This window comes from Mycobacterium shottsii, assembly GCF_010728525.1.
GTDB classification, from domain to species: Bacteria; Actinomycetota; Actinomycetes; order Mycobacteriales; family Mycobacteriaceae; genus Mycobacterium; species Mycobacterium marinum.
In genome coordinates this window covers 932,353-950,672 of the sequence record NZ_AP022572.1, presented here as the reverse complement: position 1 = coordinate 950,672, position 18,320 = coordinate 932,353, and the positions used below count along the sequence as shown (strand labels likewise).

General features: G+C 67.6%; 12 protein-coding genes and 4 pseudogenes. 9 read left to right on the top strand and 7 right to left on the bottom strand.

All coding sequences use genetic code 11. The features are described from left to right. Positions 1-30 precede the first annotated feature (30 nt). Both G6N41_RS04465 and G6N41_RS04460 read left to right on the top strand, forming a co-directional pair. Entirely contained in the window at positions 31-1,764 is a 1,734-nt protein-coding gene (locus G6N41_RS04465; protein ID WP_198966714.1) for a hypothetical protein, read from the top strand. Further along, positions 1,761-3,134 (top strand): CHAT domain-containing protein, encoded by a 1,374-nt coding sequence (locus tag G6N41_RS04460; protein ID WP_198966713.1) that lies wholly within the window; start codon positions 1,761-1,763, stop codon positions 3,132-3,134. Before G6N41_RS04465 ends, G6N41_RS04460 begins: the two co-directional genes overlap by 4 nt. A gap of 3 nt (positions 3,135-3,137) precedes the next feature. Here the strand turns inward: G6N41_RS04460 and G6N41_RS04455 are convergent, their stop codons facing one another. From G6N41_RS04455 to G6N41_RS04445, 3 genes and pseudogenes are all read right to left on the bottom strand, one after another. Continuing rightward, positions 3,138-3,341 (bottom strand): hypothetical protein, encoded by a 204-nt coding sequence (locus G6N41_RS04455; protein WP_198968088.1) that lies wholly within the window; start codon positions 3,339-3,341, stop codon positions 3,138-3,140. Continuing rightward, positions 3,295-4,168: pseudogene (locus G6N41_RS04450) on the bottom strand (IS5 family transposase). Before G6N41_RS04450 ends, G6N41_RS04455 begins: the two are co-directional and overlap by 47 nt. A gap of 26 nt (positions 4,169-4,194) precedes the next feature. Then, positions 4,195-4,515, bottom strand: a complete 321-nt coding sequence (locus G6N41_RS04445; RefSeq protein ID WP_231608819.1) for a hypothetical protein — start codon at positions 4,513-4,515, stop codon at positions 4,195-4,197. Positions 4,516-4,599: 84 nt separating this feature from the next. Here G6N41_RS04445 and G6N41_RS04440 point away from each other — a divergent pair, with 84 nt between their 5' ends. From G6N41_RS04440 to G6N41_RS04420, 5 genes and pseudogenes are all read left to right on the top strand, one after another. Continuing rightward, positions 4,600-5,931 (top strand): hypothetical protein, encoded by a 1,332-nt coding sequence (locus G6N41_RS04440; protein WP_198966712.1) that lies wholly within the window; start codon positions 4,600-4,602, stop codon positions 5,929-5,931. Further along, positions 5,928-7,082, top strand: a pseudogene (locus G6N41_RS04435) (hypothetical protein). Before G6N41_RS04440 ends, G6N41_RS04435 begins: the two are co-directional and overlap by 4 nt. Positions 7,083-7,122: 40 nt before the next feature. Continuing rightward, complete coding sequence (locus G6N41_RS04430) at positions 7,123-8,220, top strand: NAD(P)H-dependent amine dehydrogenase family protein (protein WP_198966711.1); 1,098 nt, start codon at positions 7,123-7,125, stop codon at positions 8,218-8,220. Between the two features lie 112 nt (positions 8,221-8,332). After that, complete coding sequence (locus tag G6N41_RS04425) at positions 8,333-9,028, top strand: cutinase family protein (RefSeq protein WP_198966710.1); 696 nt, start codon at positions 8,333-8,335, stop codon at positions 9,026-9,028. Positions 9,029-9,083: 55 nt separating this feature from the next. After that, positions 9,084-10,062 (top strand): annotated as a pseudogene (locus G6N41_RS04420) (SDR family NAD(P)-dependent oxidoreductase). Positions 10,063-10,084: 22 nt separating this feature from the next. Here the strand turns inward: G6N41_RS04420 and G6N41_RS04415 are convergent. The 3 genes from G6N41_RS04415 to G6N41_RS04405 form a co-directional block, all read right to left on the bottom strand. Further along, entirely contained in the window at positions 10,085-10,222 is a 138-nt protein-coding gene (locus tag G6N41_RS04415) for a hypothetical protein (RefSeq protein WP_020730974.1), read from the bottom strand. 39 nt (positions 10,223-10,261) lie between these two features. Further along, the gene (locus tag G6N41_RS04410) at positions 10,262-10,645 is read right to left on the bottom strand and encodes a PPOX class F420-dependent oxidoreductase (protein WP_198966709.1); all 384 of its coding nucleotides are present in this window, start codon (positions 10,643-10,645) and stop codon (positions 10,262-10,264) included. Positions 10,646-10,745: 100 nt separating this feature from the next. Further along, positions 10,746-13,916, bottom strand: coding sequence for an ATP-binding protein (locus G6N41_RS04405; protein ID WP_198966708.1), 3,171 nt, complete (start codon positions 13,914-13,916; stop codon positions 10,746-10,748). 132 nt (positions 13,917-14,048) lie between these two features. Here G6N41_RS04405 and G6N41_RS04400 point away from each other — a divergent pair, with 132 nt between their 5' ends. Both G6N41_RS04400 and G6N41_RS04395 read left to right on the top strand, forming a co-directional pair. Next, a complete protein-coding gene (locus tag G6N41_RS04400) occupies positions 14,049-14,360 on the top strand; it encodes a hypothetical protein (protein WP_198966707.1) in 312 nt (103 codons plus the stop codon). Further along, the gene (locus G6N41_RS04395) at positions 14,357-14,935 is read left to right on the top strand and encodes a carboxymuconolactone decarboxylase family protein (RefSeq protein ID WP_198966706.1); all 579 of its coding nucleotides are present in this window, start codon (positions 14,357-14,359) and stop codon (positions 14,933-14,935) included. Before G6N41_RS04400 ends, G6N41_RS04395 begins: the two co-directional genes overlap by 4 nt. Before the next feature lie 19 nt (positions 14,936-14,954). Here G6N41_RS04395 and G6N41_RS04390 read toward each other — a convergent pair. Continuing rightward, a pseudogene (locus tag G6N41_RS04390) lies at positions 14,955-18,129 on the bottom strand (ATP-binding protein). Positions 18,130-18,320: the final 191 nt, after the last annotated feature.

The window sequence follows — 18,320 nt, the reverse complement described above, 5'->3', positions numbered from 1 at the left end:
TCGCGGTCAAAACGGACTTATGATGCAGCCGTGTCGATCTCCGGCGATCTCGAACACGCCCGGCGCCTGGCGTTGGCCGCGGACGAGGACGCGGCCCGGGAGCTGCTGATCTCGCTGCTGCCGCAAATCGAACAAGCCGATCGCGATGACCTCGCACTGCAGGCATTCGCGCAGCTGGGCGAGATCTACCTGGCCCGCGGCGCGACCGAGGGCGTGCGCGAGTGCGTCCGGCGCATTCGTGACTGCTTGGCCATCTACTCGAAGATTCTCGACGGCACCCTGCCGGAGGCGGCCGCCCAGATACAGCTGTCGGACACCGAAGTCAGGCACCTCATCTGCCGCTATTCCCGGCGCGCCGCACTGCTGCAGATCGGCCTGTGCGCGGCCGAGGGCGATCACGAAGGCGCCGCGCAGCAACTCACCGCGCTGGCCGACTCAGCCGGCGCGGAGTTCCCCGACGTCGCCGGTGAGCACCGGCTCCTGCTCACCCACGCCCGGATTCTGTGCGCAAGCGCGTTGTGGGACGACGATCTACACACCCACGCGGTGCCGAATTGGGAATCCGTACTCGAAGCGCTGAACCGGCCGGACACCGGTTCCGACGCCGAGTACTCCGATCACCTTTGGGTGTACGGGGCCACCGCATACGGCAGGTTCTGCGTCGAGACAGGAAGATTGTCGGAGGCGGAACCGTGGCTGCGACGCGCCGGGGCCCGCGCGCAGGCCAGGGGATGGGAATTAGCCTTCGCCAGAACACAATTAGAACGAGCGGCGGCGCACTGGGTGGTCGGCGACCACGCGGCCACCGAGCAGCTGGTCTCTGAAGCGCAGCCGATCATCTCCCGCTACGCGCGCGCACACGATGTCGCCCGCTGCTGGCTCTACCTTGGCCTTACCCGACTGGCCAGCGGTGCGCTCGAGGCCGCCGACCAATGCTGGGCGAACGCCGAAAAGCATTGGCGTGACCTGGGAAGGCCCCTGTACCTGCACCGCATTCTGCTGCAACGCAGCTGGATAGCCATCTTTTGGGGCCGCTTCGCGCAAGCCGTGGAGATGATCGCGCAGGCGCGGGAACTGCTCGACTCATCGCCTCGCAGCAGCTGGCTTCAGTACGCCCAACTCGACAGTCATCTGGGCACGGTGTGGCGGGCAGACGCGCTGGCGGACTTGGGGTTCGACGGCTCAGGCGATCCGGAGGAGACACTGCAGCAGACCGAAGCCCGCCAAGCCGAGTCAATCGGCCTGCTGCACGGTGAGATCGGCACCGAGGGGTACTGGCGCGCGATGAGCAAGCTGGAACAGGCCGCCGAACTCAAGGTTCCCGCGGCGCTCGCCGTCGACTCGGTTCGCTATTCGATCGCTGACGCTGACGCGAGATCACGCTGGGCAAGCCATGTCTCGGCCCCGATTCTGGCCGGCGCGTTCGCCGTCGCCTGGGAGTGGGAAAATACCGAGCTGATCAGTGAACTGGTCGAATACCACAGCGCCCGAGGAACCTTTAGCCCCGCGCCGCCACGCGAAGCCATGGGCGAGTGGGCATCGACCGCCACCGCGCCGGCGTTCGTCGACACCGATGAACCGGCCGCCGCCGCAGCAGGGACGTCACGGCAGGGGGTGAACTCGTTGACACGCCTGGGCCCCTTGCCGCCCTTGCAGATGCAACCGGACGCCCCGCCGATCCTGAGCCACTATCGCGCGCTGGCGCTGCAACGCTACGGTCGTGCCGTCACGTCCGCCGAGCCCGTCTGGTCCACCTGGCCATGAACGACTCGGACCGCCCCACTCTAGTGCTGCGTTACGCCGACGTCGGGATCACCACCTACGCAAGTCTGCGCGTGGTCGGCCAACCATCCAGAACCGTCAACTGGGTGGTGGACGAGCCGATCCTGCTGGCGGCCTTGGCCGAACTGACCGACGCACTACCCGAGCCCCACGGCAACGAGGACCGGCGCGAGGCCATCGAACGCGCACTTTGCCGGGGCCCATTCGCAACGCGGGACAGCGAATTGACGGTCGCGTTCATCCTGGGGGTACTGCTGATCGGCACGCCCGGATGGCAACTGCTGACCGAGTGCGCGGCATCGCCGCGGCCGGTGCTGTTCATCTCGCCCAGCGCCCGGCTGGCGCGGGTGCCCTGGGGGCTGCTGGCGCTGCCGACCGCGGGGCCCACCCGGGAAGAGTTGGTGCGGGCTCGCCAGGAGGCGATCGCCGCCAGCGGCCGAGCGGCCGTCCGGATCCCTTGGCAGCTTGCCGACATCACCGAATACACCGATGGCTACCGGCTCATGGAGTTGGTCGACATCCTTCTGGCGGTGCCCCAGAACATCGTGCACTCCGCGCGCGTGCCGGCCCGATGGGCCGCCCGCAAAGACGGCCCGCCGATACTCCTACTCGACCCGCGCGTGCCCGGCCAGCGGCCCGACTCGGCACTGGGATCGGTGCTGGGCAGGCCGTCGGAGGAAACCCCGCTCGCCAGGCATTTTGCCGAACTGATGCGACGGCGCCCCGTGTTGCCGGCGGTCGACTCGCCCAGTGAGCTGTTCCGCCGCAGGGATGCCGACCGGGACTGGCTATCGAAATTGCTGATGCAACAACCAAGTCGGCTCTTGTACGTCGGGCATGCCAGTTCGGCCGATAGCGAGGGTGGACATGCCGACCATGCGGCGCTGCATCTGGCGTGTGGTGCCGCAATACCCGGGGATGCCCCCGCGATCGGCGACCACCGGCCGCTGACCGCCTCGGATCTGATGGCGCTGCGGATGTCGATGCCACCGCGGGTGGCGCTGCTGGCCTGTGCCTCCGGCGGCGACTACCAATTCGATGAGGCAACCGGACTGGTGGCGGCGACCATCCTGGGCGGGGCGCAGCTGGTGACCGCCACCCTGTGGTCGCTTCCCACCACCGCGGCTTATCGGCAGTTCGTCGCCGAGGACGGCGATCCGGCAGACCCGATCACCGACCCAATGACCGAGATCGTCGCCGCAATCGACTCGGCCCACGAGGCCGACGAAGCCGGGTGCGCCGTAAATCGCTGGCAGCGCGCCCAAATGCGACGCTGGCGCGACGGCGAGGCCAGCGCCAGCCCGTTGTATTGGGGTGCGGTCGTCAGTTTCGCCGTCGACGGGGCACGCTGATGGTCAACCGATGGCCAGACCCCTGGCGCGAACGGCCAATACGTCATCGGGCAGCGAAAGCTGTTGGCGGTCAGCGGGATCAAACGCCACCAACACCACCAGTCCGGGGCGCAATGTCGCCGTGTCTGGTTCCGCGTCGTCCTGCACTAGGTCCTGTCTGCTAATTGCGGACGCGGTGGTAGGTGATGATGGCGGCCAGGGTGACACCGCCGAGGTAGGTCAGGGCGTATTTGTCGTAGCAGGTGGCGACCGCGCGCCAGTGTTTGAGCCGGTTGAAGCTTCGCTCGACGGTGTTACGGTGCTTGTAGATTCGGCCTGAGAACCCCGGAGGCCGTCCTCTGTTGCGGCCTTTGGCTTTGCGGCGGGTGATCTGGTCGCTGCGCTCGGGGATGGTATGGGCGATCTTGAGCCGGCGCAGCTGTGCCCGCGTCGAGTCATAGGAGTACGCCTTGTCCGCCAGCAGGCGAAACGGGGCGTATGAGTTGCTGCACCGGGCGGCCAGCAATGGCCAAAGCATCGGATTATCACCGGCTTGACCGGCCGACAGTGCCAGGGTGACCGGACTGCACAGCTGGTCGGTCAAGGCGTGGATCTTGGTAGTCAGCCCGCCGCGGGAACGCCCAATGGCGTGGTCATCGGGCTCATCGAGATATTTCTTGTAATTCGACAGATCCCCCTGTGCGGCGCCCGGAGCGCGCTCCGGCTGCGTGTCGGTGGGCGCGCACACTGGTCGAATCGACCGACAACAGTGCGCCCAGGTCGGCGTCCTCGGCGTCGAGGTCAGAGGCGATCGCCGCGAAGATCCGCGCGTAGATGCCATCGACCGACCAGCGTAGATGCCTCTCGGCCACCGATTGCCAGGGACCGAAGTGCTCGGGCAGGTCACGCCACGGAGATCCCGTACGGTAACGCCAGATAATGCCCTCCAGAGTACGTCGATGATCGTTCCACGGCCGGCCACGCCGCCGCCCCGCAGGCAACACCGCCACGATCAGCGACCACAAATCATCAGAAATCGCATGCGTCCGCATCACCCAAACAGCATCAGCCAAAACACCATTCACATTAAGCAGACACGCCCTAGTCGGCCGATGAAGGTGTCGCCCTGCACGCTGGCCACTTCGATCCAGATCTGGCGCTCACCGTCGCCAGGTTCGGCCTCGCCGCCCTCGACCGTGCGCACCGTACCCACTCCGACCATCCGAGCGACCCCCGGCATCCGTCGTGCCGCGTAGCTGGCGTGGCCGATGAGACTCACCGTGGCCAGAGCAAGCCCGATCCCGGCCAGTGCGATCCGGAAGTCGCGCATCACCAGGTACCACAGGGTGGTTGCGATCAGCGCAACTTCGGCGCCGATGGCCAGCATCTTGGGTTTGCTCATAGCGCCAGCCTCGCGGGGACAATCGGCTACCGAACCCAACTTTGGGAATATCAGTATCCGCGTCAATGCCCCTATCCTGTTGACATGTGCGCGGATCCACAGTTGACGACGACCGTAGCGGTGAGCAGTCCCCGCCGCGCGGTGATCGATCAGGCGTGGCGCGCGATCGGCCCCGGGGTCGAACTGCCCAGCAGCGATGACGGCGGTCCGTTGAGTCGCACCGTCAAGCGCATCATCGATCCACTGGTGCTGCGGTTGCGGTCGAATCCCCAGTATTCAGCGCCCGTCGTCGATCCGGCCACCGCGACGTTGATGCACGACGCGATCCTTGGCAGCGCTGTCCAATTATGCTCTGCAGCAGCATGGTTCGATGTGCTCAAAGCCGAGCGGCGCAAGCTGCGGATCCGCAGCGGAAACGCCCAGGGGTTGTACTTCCCGGTGTGCTTCGAGCTGGCGATCACCAAGGGCCCGCCCGCGGCCGATGATCGTGAAACCCCGGCCACGGTGCTGCACGAGATCCATCAGGGGCGCGACCGCACCGCGATCGAGGTGTTGCATGAATATCTGGCAAGTCCGGAAGTGGTGGCCGCGCTTACCGATCAACTCAGTCGAAGCTGGCGCGACGTGCGGGCACCGGATTCGGCCTGCCGCGCGGCGATCGATGCGTTCCGGACCGCACTGGGCACGGCGCTGGGCCCCGCCCCCAACCACGGTGCCGTCATCGCACGCCAGCGCGCCTGGTCGATGCTGGCCGGCTCCACCACCGCATACGACCTCGGCGCACTGGCGCGCGTCGAATCTGGCGAGCTGCCCTGGTCGATAGTCGCACTGGGCTTGAGTTCGGTTGCGCCACAACAACCACCCACCGTCAATGCCGGCTCCCCCAGCGACCGTCCCCTGGACCGGACCGTGGTGGATCGGGTGCGTGCCACCCTCCGCCGCGCCCTGGACCGAGATGCGTTGCCAGACATCCCCTTACTGTGTGAGGAGGAAGTCGACCGGGCCTGCGCGCCGTGGGGCCTGCTCGGCGAGGACAAGCAGGCAACCCTGGTGGCCGGGATCGAAGTCGCCGTCGAACTGGCCCCCTTGGACCGAACCATGACCAACCGCTACGCATTGGCCGCGCAGATTCAGTCGCGGCTGCGCAAAGAGGCCTACGTGCTGCACGCCCGCCGCTACCTTGCCGACGGCGGGCCGATTCATCCACGACAACGTCAGGTGGTCGACGACCTGGCCGCCTACTCCCAGCCCTACCTGAGCCGGCTTTGGGCACGGCTGCACGGGCGCGATGTCTGGCAGGAGCCCTGCGCAGACGTCGACGACGCGCGGTCGCTACTCGACGGTGTCGCGCGTTCGGTGAGCCTCGACCATCGGCAGCGGATCAAGTCGATGCTGGAACTGCAGGTGGCCGGATGAAACTGGTGGCGGAGTCAGGATTGTGGAGCACCGGTGCCACCGGCCCCGACGAGCAACTCCCGGCGTCGCCACTGATTGCGGTGCTGGAAGTCAGTGGGGCGGTGCTGTCCTGGGTCATTGATGACCCGCGCTGGGAGGCGGCCACCCGCATCACCTTCACCGACGCGGCGCGCGCCGACTGGCTTTGGCGTGTGGTCGGCGAATCCGGACACGTCGCGGTGCTCTCGGCGGTGGCCGAGCACCCGGCGGGTGACGTCGACCTCCGCGGCGTCGACCTCATCCCGGGCTCCGCGGCCGGCCTGCGACGCCTGGCCGTCGGCCATTGGCTGCGGCGCTGGTGGCCGGCCAGTCAACGCGACGACATCGCCGGGCTGGACCGGGCGCTGCTCGACGTCGAGGTCGCACTGCTGACGGTCGGGGCACAGGGCTTCTTCACCGACGACACCCTGGATTCGGACGTCGCCGAACTGCTGGCGCCGCACGCCGGCGCCCTGACCGCACATGTCCGGACCGGTGATGCACGCATTCGCGCACTGGTGCGGGCCGGGGCTCACCTTGCCGACGAGGTGGGCGCGGACGGCGCCGGTTGGACGGAACTTTCTGCCGCAATTGATGATTCATCGGTCGCGGTGACGATGCAGACGGGACGGCGCGACGACTATGCGCTGGCCGCCGGCGCCGGGCAAGGCCCGCGCGGCGCGGCGTCGATCGGCCGTGGCGTGGCGTCGATCAACTGGGGCGGAGTACCACCGGCAATATTCGATGCGGCCGAAGACACCGTCGACTGGACGATCGAGCCCGGCGGACCGGCCGGGTCCGCCGTTGTCGCCGTCGTGCGGGCCGCCCTCATCGGAGCATAGCCGGCCACCGACGTGCCGGTCCGAGTGCGCTCCGGTGAGGTCAGCGGCACCGGCGCGCTGGATGCCGGCGGCCGGGCCACGGTCGCACTCGTCGACGCGCAACGGCGCGCCATGACCCAGACCTCGGCATGGGACCACAACTGGGCCGCCACGTCGGTAGTGATCGGGGCCGACATCGCGGAATCACGGCAGACCCGCGACCGGGTGCGCCGCTGGGTGCGCGACCGGCTGGACCGGCCGCCACCGGACGCTTTTCTGGCCGAGATCCTGGCCGGTGAGTCCGCCTACTGATTCCCCCTCGAAGATCCGCCCCGGTTCTTATGCTGAGCGAGTGCCAAACAGTTATCGGGTCGTGCAATGGACCACCGGAAACGTCGGCAAGAGTTCGCTGCAGGCGATCGCGACTCACCCCGCGCTGGAACTGGTGGGGTGCTACGCCTGGTCGCAGGAGAAGGCCGGGCGCGACGCCGGCGAACTGTGCGGCATGGCACCGCTGGGCATCACCGCCAGCAATGACGTCGAGGCGCTGCTGGCCCTCAAACCGGACTGCGTGGTCTACAACCCGATGTGGATCCACGTGGACGAACTGGTGCGCATCTTGTCGGCCGGAGTGAATGTGGTGACGACGGCGGCGTTCATCACCGGGCACAACCTGGGCGCCGGCCGTGACCGGATTCTGGCGGCCTGCCGCCACGGCGGCTCGACGATCTTCGGATCAGGCGTCAGTCCGGGGTTTGCCGAACTGTTGGCCATTGTGTCGGCGATGGTGTGCAACCGGATCGACAAGGTGACCGTCAACGAGGCCGCCGACACCACGTTCTATGACTCCCCCGCAACCGAGCGGCCGGTCGGCTTCGGCCAGCCGATCGACCATCCGCAGCTGCAGGCGATGACCGCCCAGGGAACGGCCATCTTCGGCGAGGCGGTCCAGTTGGTCGCCGACGCGCTGGGGGTCGAACTCGACGAGGTCCGCTGTGTGGCCGAACACGCGCAGACCACCGCGGACCTCGACCTGGGTTCTTGGACCATTGCGGCGGGATGTGTCGCGGGTGTCCACGCCAGCTGGCAGGGAATGGCGGGCGGCCGGACCATCGTCGAGCTCAATGTCCGGTGGCGCAAGGGACAGACCCTCGAGCCGGACTGGCAGATCGACCAGGATGGCTGGGTCATCCAGGTCGACGGAACTCCCACGGTTACAACCAAAGTCAGCTTTCTGCCGCCGCCCTACTTCCAGGCCGAAACGATCGCCGACTTCATGGTGCTCGGGCACATCATGACCGCGATGCCCACCATCAACGCGATTCCGGCTGTCGTTGCCGCGGCCCCCGGCATCGTCACCTATAGCGATCTGGCCCTGACGCTGCCGCGCGGGATGGTGCCCACCGATCGAGATTCCGATCCGAAACTGGGCGCTTCACGAACACCCTGATGCCGGGCGGCCTCGATAGCATTGCGGGGCCGGGCCGCGGCACAGGTTTCACGCTTGGCCACCCTCGGGTATCCGGTTGCCAAGCGCACCAACTCCTAACTCTGGAATAAGCATGAGAAACACAACATGGACGCGTCGGCTTGCCGTCGGTGCGGCAACGGCGGTAACCGCGCTGGTGAGATGGGGAATCCGGGTGCCGTTCGCGGCCGCCGAACCGTGTCCGGATGTCGAGGTGTGGTTCGCCCGCGGCACCGGCGAGCCGCCGGGTATCGGCGGCATCGGGGGATCTTTCGTGGCCGCGTTGCGGTCGGATATCGGCGCCAAGTCCTTGGCCGTCTATGCGGTCGACTACCCCGCCAGCAGCGACTTCTCCAGCAGCGATTTCCCGCGGACGGTGATCGACGGCATCCGCGACGCCAGCTCACATATCGAGTCGATGGCGGCCAAGTGCCCCGCGACCCGAGAGGTGCTCGGCGGGTATTCGCAGGGCGCTGCGGTGGCCGGCTACGTCACTTCCGCGTCGGTACCGCAGAGGGTTCCCGCGGCGGCGGTGCCCAAACCCATGGCGCCGGACATCGCTGATCATGTTGCGGCAGTGACTCTTTTCGGCACTCCCTCCGAGCAGTTCCTGCAGCACTACGGAGCCCCGCCGATCACTATCGGCCCGCTGTATCAACCCCGCACCATCGAGTTATGTGCCAGCGGTGACCCGGTTTGTAGTGGCGGCAACGACGCGGCAGCGCACGCGCTGTACGCCGTGAACGGGATGACCGGCCAAGGCGCGGACTTCGCGGCGCACCACCTGTAGCCGGGCCATTGCCCCCCGCCGCCAGATCGGGCGACTCGCCGTGCACAATCGCTGCATGCACGTTCTGGTAACCGGTGGTACGGGGTTTGTTGGCGGCTGGACCGCCAAGGCCATCGCCGATGCGGGGCATTCGGTCCGCTTTCTGGTCCGAAATCCCGCGAAACTGGAGTCGTCGGTCGCCAAGCTGGGCGTCGATGTGTCCGACTTCATCATCGGCGACATCAAAGACCGCGATCTGGTGCGCGAGGCACTCACCGGATGTGACGCCGTCGTCCACAGTGCCGCACTGGTGGCGACCGACCAGCGCCAGACTCAAGACATGCTGAGCACCAACATGGAGGGTGCTCGCAACGTGCTTGGACAGGCCGTCGCACTCGGACTCGATCCGATCGTGCACGTCTCGAGTTTTACCGCCCTTTTCCACCCCGGCCTGCAAACCCTCTCGGCGGACCTGCCCGTGGTGGGGGGATCCGACGGCTACGGAACGTCCAAAGCGCAGGTCGAAATCTATGCGCGCGGATTGCAGGATGCCGGCGCACCGGTGAACATCACCTATCCGGGCATGGTGCTGGGCCCGCCGGTCGGCAACCAATTCGGGGAGGCCGGCGAGGGGGTCAAGGCCGCGCTGGAGATCCGCACGATTCCCGGGCGCAACGCGGCTTGGCTGATCATCGACGTCCGCGACGTGGCCGCGGTGCACGCGGCGCTGCTGGAGCCGGGGCCGCGGTCCTCGCCGGTACATGGTGGGCGGGCATCGAATTCCGGTGCCGGAGCTGGCGAAGATGCTTGGCCAGGTGGCCGAGACGCCGATAGTGAGCGTTCCGATTCCCGACAGCGTGCTGCGCGTCGCGGGTTCATTGCTCGATCTGGCCGGCCCGTATCTGCCCTTCGACAATCCGTTCACTGCCGCGGGAATGCAGCACTACACGCAGATGCCGGACTCCGATGATTCGCCGAGCGAACTGGAGCTGGGCGTGACCTATCGGGATCCGCGCACCACGCTGGCGGACACGGTCGCCGCGCTCACCGCCTAGCCCGCGGAGCGCTGGGGCGAGTTCAGTCATCCCCGTCCGGGGGTTGGACGCCATCTGCTTCGGGTGGGGCATTTTTCAGCCACCTGCGCAGCCGAAGCAGTTCATTGGTCACGATGCCGAGTCCCAGCAGGATCAACGTCACCACAATTACGGTGGTCACGCCTTCTATGGTGGCAAGCTCGGCCGGCCGGCCGGCCGGCTAGGCGGCCTCGATCTCCAGAGCGATATGCACCTTGTCGATGCCACCACGCACGATCGAATGTGGGTAGAACCACCACGCGTGGTACCAGTACCGCTTCAGCACGGCGTTGTAGACCCGCCTCGTTTCCGACTTGGGCAACACCCGCCCGACCGCCTCGACCGGCTCGCTCTTGGGCTTGCCCAGCGAACCGCTGCGGGCGAGCGTCACCCGCGGTGTATTGCGGATCCGCTTGACTTTCCACGACTCGTCGTCGGTGATCACCAGTAGCCGGTTTCTGTCCGGCACCCCCCAGATCGGGGTAGGTTTCGGGCGGCCGTCCTTGGTGAACGTGGTCAGCAACAGATATTTGGACTTGATGGCGTCTTGAAAACTTGGAGCCACGCGCTTCTTCCGCTCTCTGAGTGAGTGTCTAAGGACAGTATCCAGTCGATGCGTCCGTTAATCGTGGCGCGCACCACTACAAGGCGCCCGCCCCGGCTCGTCACCGCATCGCTTCTGCCCACGCCAGATGTCCGCAGAAGTCCAGCGTGCGCGCCATGTCGCGGTAGCTCTCACACAAGCGCTGATAGTCGCCGTCGGCACCGCGCGCGCCCGCCAGCGCCGCCCGCATCCGCAGCAGCCAGATGTCGCGCAACGGTTGGGGCCCATCCGGCGGCTCGTCGGCTACCCGCTCGATCGCGGCCTGGGCTTCCGACCAGTCAGCCTCGGTGCCCCGGTCGAGCAGCGTCTCCACCAGAGCATGTGTTGCCGGCAGCCCCCAGCTGAGTAGCTGTCCCTGCCGGTACAGGGTGTCAACGGCCGTGCGCAGCATCGGTAGGGCGTCGTCACGATCTCCCCGGCGACCGCGCTCGCGCGCCAGGTAGGCCTCGACGATGGGCAGATCGCCCAGCGAGTAGCCGCGGCGCATCAGCGTGTCCCCGGTATCGGCGAGGTACCCGTACCCGCGGTCACGCCCGGGCTCGGTGCCCCGCTCCAACAGCGCGATGCCCAGCGAGATTTGGGCCGAGCTCAGCGCGAGGTCATCGCCGGCCTGCTGAGCAATCTGTACCGCCTGCTCGATCTCGCGTATCGCGGCTTCGTCGGGGCTGAGCACTCCGAACGCTATTCCCGGATTGTGGACGAACGCGACAACGGTGGCGTAGGCCACCGGGTCGGTGGCGCCGGCGGTCTGCACCGCTTGGTGAACGTCGTCGCGCCAACCGGGACGGCCCAGGCAGTAGCGAGCAATGGCCCGCGTCGTCAACGCCAGCGCCAGCGGCGACCCGATCATGAAGTTGCCCTTGGTGGGATCTCCGTCGGCCAGCTCGATCACCAGCTGCGACCAGTGCAGGACATCGAGCCACTGGGCCTGTTCGGCCTTGGCCACAATGGCCGTCAGCGACAGCCCCACCGTCAGGGTTGGATTGCCAATCGACTCGATGAGGCCCATTGCCTCCGACGCCAGTCGGGATCCCTCGTGGATGCGGGCCTGGTAGATGCGATCCATCACCAGCCCGGCCGTCGCGATGGCGAGCGAGGCCTTGTCCCCGGCCGCCAGGCACAGCTCACGCAGTTCAGCGAAGTGCGCATCGGAAATGTTGACGTGGACGCGCCACGCGTAACCGCACAACATGGTGCGGGGCGCGATGCGCTTGACCGACCGGTCCGGGGTGTCGGCGGGTAAGGCATCGGAGATCCTGGTGGCTCGCTCCCAACTCAGGCGCGCCGCGGCGATGTCGCGGTTCAGTGCCCACTTGCCGGCGCGCATGTGCCAGCGGTAGGCGGCCGCCAAATCGCCTGCGGCCTCGAAGTGCTCAGCAATCAGCGCGGCATGGTGGTCACCCGGATCGGCGTCCGCGTTTTCGAGCGCTTGGGCCAGCCGGCGGTGTAGCTGGGCCCGGTCGGCCTTGAGCTGCGCCTCGTAGGCCACGGTGCGAACCAAGGGATGCCGAAACGCGTACTCGGCGCGCGTGGTGAACCGGACCTGGTCGATGAGGTCGGCATCGAGCAACTCGTCGATGCAGGGTTCGATTCCCAGGCCGATCAGCAGATCGGAGCTGAACCGGGATCCGACTACCGCGGCGGCACTGAGCGTCTGTTTGGCGGCCGGACTGAGCCGATCGATGCGGGCACCGATGGCCGCTTGGACGGTTGCGGGCACCCGAATCTCGGCCACATCCGTGCGGCATTGGTAGCTGCCGCGCTCGCCGGTGAGCACGCCGCGTTCGGCGAGTTCGCGGGTCATCTCCTCGGCGAACAGCGGGTTGCCCGCGGCCCGCTCGGAGATGACCCGGCCGATGGTTGCGACCGACGGGTCCTGGCCGAGCAGCTCGGCGACCAGCGTCGACACGTCCGCGTCGGTGAGCGGCACCAGCGCAATCGTCTGGGCACCCGGCACCAGCTGCAGGGCGCCGCGATACTCGGGGCGATAAGTGAACAAGACCAGCGACGGGGTCTGCAGCATCACCGTCAGAAAGTCGGCGAGCATCGACTCGCTGGCTTCGTCAATCCAATGCACATCCTCGAGGACGAAAACCACCGGTTCGGTGCGCGCCAACTGGGATGCGTTGATCAGCCCGGTCAACCGGCGCCGGCGCGCGTCCGGGTCGATCCTGGGCAGCTCGGCACCCGGAGCGGCGATACCCAGCAGATCGTCGAGCAGCAGCAAATCCGGCAGTTGGGCATCGGGCACTCGGTCTCGAACCCGCGCCCGCGCCGCCTCATCGTCGAGCCCACTGGCCTGGCCGACGGCCCGCAGCAGACGCGTCATCACCCGGAACGGGACGTCGGCGGCGTGCGACTCACAGTAGGTGTGCACCACGGTGACCCCACGACTTTTCGCCAGGCCGATGGCCTCGCGGACGAGTCGTGATTTTCCGATCCCTACCGGACCGGTCACCCCGACCACCGAACCACGTCCGTGGATGGCGCGATCCAGCATGGTCGACACGGCGGCCACTTCCCACCCGCGCCCCACCAGTGTCGACTCGGCGGTATCGGTTCTTTGGCGTTGGGCAGTCGCGCTGCGCAGCTCCCGCGCCGAGACCGTGCCCATCCCCTTGACCTGCACCCGCTGGGGCGCCCCGCGCAGCACCACACCCTCGACCAGCCGCGAGGTGGTGTCGCTGACCATCACCCCGCCCACCGGAGCGATCGACTCCATCCGTTGCGCCATGCCGACCTGCTCGCCAACCGCGGTGTATCCCAACGCTGTCGGACCTATCCCGCCGGTGATCACCTCGCCGGAATTGAGGCCGATCCGCAGCCGCAGCTCGACGCCGTCGGTGCGACTGATGTCCGCCGCCAGGCGCGCGACCTCATCCTGGATGTCGAGCGCGGCCAGACACGCGCGCAGGGCGTGGTCCTCCAGGGCCGCCGGTGCGCCGAACACTGCCATGACCCCGTCGCCGGTGAACTTGTCCACCCGGCCGGCGTAGCGCTGCACAACCGCCGATGCACGAGTGACGAGCTCGGCCATGATCTCGCGCAGTCGCTCCGGACCGACGGCGGCCGCGATGTCCATCGAATGCGCCACGTCGGCGAACAGCACCGTGACTTGTTTGTATTCCGCACGGGTATCGGCGGCACCGACCGGTGCGCCGCATTCGTGACAGAACCGCGCATTCTCCAGGGGTTCGACACCGCAAGCGCGGCACACTGTTACGGGCGTCATCCGACCCTCCGCCAGTCCGGCTCCCCCGTTTGGTCAGGCTCCCAGCATAGGGCGACATCGTGGGATGCTGGTGATTCAGGCGCGCCGGTCGCGCGGCGGGCTGATCGTTGCGAGGTCTGCGAGGTGTTCCGGATGTCCGAGCATGGTCGCCATCAACGATTGCAGGACCGGCTGCGCCACGCCGTCCTGTGGGCTCCGGCCGTCACCGACGCGGCGCTGCGCAGGGCCCTCTACCACGGGCAGGACGTGCCCGAGCCGCTGAGCGGATATGTGCAAAAGCTGCGCCGGTACGCCTACCGGGTCCAGTACAGCGACATCGAACAGTTGCGTGGCGCCGGCTACTGCGACGACGACATCTTCGAGATAACCATCGCGGCCGCACTCGGTGCCGGTGACGAGCGCCGGCATGCGGGTTTGTCCGCCCTCGAGCGGGCCTTGCAGTGAGGCTGCCCAGCATCACCCGCGGGCGCCCCGGCCGCCGCCCGGTTTTCGCGCTGGCGCGATTTGTCAGCGGCCGCGACATCCCCGACATCATCAAGGTCCGCTACTACCGTCCGAGGTTTTTCGGCAAGCCGTTCTTCCAACTCGCGCAGGCGCTGCTGCGCGGCCCTTCCCCGTGGACGATCGGTGAGCAAGAGCTCTTCGCGGCGTTCGTGTCGGCGCGCAACCGATGCCAGTTCTGCGCCACCACTCACGAGGCCGTCGCGGCGGCGACCCTGGATCCCGACCTGGCCGCGGCGGTCGTCAGCGATTGGCGCACCGCGCCGGTCGACGAACCGGTGCGAGCCACCTTGGGCCTGCTGGACAAACTGACCCTGACGCCCGCCCGGGTGCGACCGGTCGACGTGCGGGCCGTTATCGACGCCGGTGTCAGCGCCGAGGCGATCCGGGATGCGATCGAGATCTGTGCCCTGTTCAACACCATCAATCGGGTGGCCGACAGCCTGGACTTCACGCTTCCCACCGGCACCGAGCGCACCCTCAATACTCGGGTACTGCTGCGGCTGGGCTATCGGTGAACGCCGCGGCGCACACCGGTCACGGCATCGACTCGGCCTGCGCAATATGACCGACGAAACCCATCGCGCTCGCCGTGTCGCGGTAGCGATCCCGCAACCGCGCATACGTCGTGTCGTCGCCGTGCGCCCGCGCCAGCAGCGCGCGCAGCCGCAACAGCAGGATCTCGCGCACGGCCAGCCCGTCGTCGGCGGGTGCGGCCGCCAACCGTTCGATGGCCGCCGCGGCCTCGACCAGATCGCCCTCAGTCCCCCGGTCCAGCAGGGTCTGCACCAACACCCCGGTCGCCGGAGTGCTCCACCCCAACAGCCGTCCCTCCCGAAACAGATGCTCGACGGCGGCGCGCATGTGCGCGATGGCGCCGTCGAGGTCCCCGCCCCGAGCCCACTCGCGGGCCAGGTAGACCTCGACGAAGGGCAAGTCGGCCAGGAAGTACACCCGACGCTGGAACATGTCACTGACATCGGCGAGCACCGCCTGCCCGCGGTCGCGCATCGGGTCTTCCCGGCGGTGGACCAGCGCGATGCCCAATGTCATCCGGGCGATGGCCAGCGCGACATCGTCACCGGAACGCTCGGCGATTTGCAGAGCGTCCTCGATCTGGCCGAGCGCGCAATCCTCGGACGCCAGGACACCGGTCGAGATGCCCGCGCTGTAGACGTAGGCGACCACGGTGGCATAGGACATGGGATCGGCGCTGCGGGCCATCGCCAGACCATGCTGGAGATCTTCTGCCCACCCCGGACGCCCCAGGCAATAGCGCGCGTTGGCGCGGGTGGCGAAGGCCACCGCCAGGGGGCAGCCGATGATCAGAGCGCCCATCGTCGGGTCGCCGTCGGCCAGGGCGATCACCCGCTGTGACCAGCGCAGCGCATCCGACCACTCGGCGCACTCACTCTTGGCATAGATCAGCGCGATGGACAACGCGACCGTCAGGGCCGGATCGCCAACCGACTCGATGAGCGTCATGGCCTCGGTCGCCAACTGCGATGCTTCGCGCATTCGCGCATGCTGCAGGTGGTCAATCACCAACCCCGCCATCCCGATCGACAGTGACGCCTTGTCCCCCGCGGCGGCACACAGTTCGCGCAATTCCTCGAAACGCGCGCCGGCAACGTCGATGTGGATTCGAAACGCGATGCCGCACAACATGGTGCGCGGGGCAATCCGCATGGCCGCCCGGTTGGGATCGTCGACGGGCAATGCGTCGGCGATCTTGCGGGCTCGCTCCCAGCTGAGGTGGGCGGCCGCGATGTCGCGATTGGTCGCCCACGCGGCGGCACGCACCTGCCAGCCGTAAGCGGCGTGCGATTCACCGGCGGCCTCGAGGTGTTCGGCGATCAGCGCGGCGTACTGGTCCGCCGATTCCGGAACCCGGGCTTCGATCACCGCGGCGAGCCGCCGGTGCATCCGGGCGCGAGCTGATTTCAATTGCGACTCGTAGGCCACGGTGTGAATCAGCGGATGCCGGAACACGTATTCGGCCGGCTCCGTGAACCGCACCTGGTCGACGAGTTCCGCGCTGATCAGCTCCTCGATAGGCGGGTCGATGCCCAGGCCGATCAGCAGCTCGGTGCTGAAGCGAGATCCGATGACGGCCGCGGCACTGAGGGTCTGCTTGGCTGCCGGGCTGAGCCGGTCGATGCGCGCGCCGATGGTTGCCTGCAGCGTGGCCGGCACGATCACGTCGTCGGCCTCGGCGGTGCACGCGTAACGGCCACACTCCCCCCACCAGCACCCGGCGTTCGGCGAGCTCGCGGATGATCTCCTCGGCGAAAAAGGGGTTGCCGGCGGCACGCGTGGCGATGATCTCGGCGATCTGGGCGACGGAGGGATCGGGGCCCAACAGTTCGGCGATCAGCGCCGAGGTTTCGGCATCGCTGAGCGGGCCCAGGGCGATGCTCTGGGCGCCGCGCACGCCCCGCAATGCTCCGCGATAGTCGGGCCGATAGGTCACCATCACCATCGAGTGGGTCTGCGGGATCACCGTCAGAAACTCGGCGACCATCGATTCGCTGGCCTCGTCCATCCAGTGCGCATCCTCGATGACGTACACCGCGGGTTGGGCGCGAGCCAGCTGGACCGCGTTGATAAGCGCGGCCAGCCGCCGGCGGCGGGCCTCCGGGGCTATCTTGGGCAGCTCCACCCGGGGGTCGGCGATACCGAGCAGGTCATAGAGCAACAACAGGTCCTGCGGATCACCGTCTGAGACGATCGACCGTACCCGCACCCGCGCGGTGGCATCGTCGAGCCGGCTCACCTGGGCGGCGGCGCGCAGCAGACGGGTAACCGCCCGAAACGGGATATCGGTCGCGTGCGATTCGCAGAAGGTCGAAAACACCGTAACGCCAAGATTTTTCGCGACCCGCGCGGCTTCCCTGGCCAGCCGGGTCTTACCGATGCCCGCCCGTCCGACCAGCGTCACCACCGACCCGCGCCCGGCAAAGGAACGGTCCAGCATCGTGGTCAGGGTGTACAACTCCCACTCGCGTCCCACCAACGTCGCCGGGGCGGGACCGCTTTGCCAGTACTGATCAACCACGCCGAGCAGCTGCCACGCCGGCACCGCAGCCTCGACACCCTTGATGTGCACCAGCTGCGGCTCGCCCAGCACGGCGGCGCCCTCGACCAGTCGGGCGGTGGACTCACCGAGCATCACCGTCTCCGGCGCGGCCACCGCCTCCATCCGCTGCGCCAGCCCGACTTGCTCACCAACCGCGGTGTAACCCAGCGCGCCCGTTCCGATTTCGCCCGCCACGACCTGCCCGGAATTGAGGCCCACCCGAAGCTGCAGCACGACACCGTCGCGCCGATCGACCTCGCCGGCAAGGCGCTTGGCCTCATCCTGAACGCCCAGTGCGGCCAAACACGCCCGCAGCGCGTGGTCCTCCAGAGCGGCCGGGGCACCGAATACCGCCATGATCCCGTCACCGGTGAACTTGTCGACCGTGCCGCCATATCGCTGCACCACCACCGCCGCGCGGTTGACCAGCTCGGTCATGATCTCGCGCAACCGCTCGGCACCGAGCGCCGCCGCGATGTCCATCGAATGCACCACGTCGGCAAACAGCACCGTCACCTGCTTGTACTCGGCGTGGGCACCGGCGGCGGCGACGGGCGCGCCACATCCGTGGCAGAACCGGGCGTTTTCGAGGGGTTGGGTACCACACGAGCGGCACGCCAGTACGGGCGTCATCGACGCCTCCGTCGGTCCTGACCCAGAGTTTTCGCCTTCCCAGGATAGGTGGCCGGGGGTTGCCGGGACCCGGTTATCTTTCAGTTGACACGGGGGCGGATTTTGTCAAGTGGAGCCGCTCCGGTGGCGAGGTCGAGACTTGCCAGGGTCGCGGCCAACTCCGCATTGTGTTGCCAATAGAAATCGTTGCT

Coding starts and splice junctions, on each gene's coding strand:
- G6N41_RS04460 (WP_198966713.1), top strand. CDS start 1,761: ATGAACGACTCGGACCGCCCCACTCTAGTGCTGCGTTACGCCGACGTC.
- G6N41_RS04445 (WP_231608819.1), bottom strand. CDS start 4,515: ATGAGCAAACCCAAGATGCTGGCCATCGGCGCCGAAGTTGCGCTGATC.
- G6N41_RS04440 (WP_198966712.1), top strand. CDS start 4,600: ATGTGCGCGGATCCACAGTTGACGACGACCGTAGCGGTGAGCAGTCCC.
- G6N41_RS04425 (WP_198966710.1), top strand. CDS start 8,333: ATGAGAAACACAACATGGACGCGTCGGCTTGCCGTCGGTGCGGCAACG.
- G6N41_RS04405 (WP_198966708.1), bottom strand. CDS start 13,916: ATGACGCCCGTAACAGTGTGCCGCGCTTGCGGTGTCGAACCCCTGGAG.
- G6N41_RS04400 (WP_198966707.1), top strand. CDS start 14,049: ATGTCCGAGCATGGTCGCCATCAACGATTGCAGGACCGGCTGCGCCAC.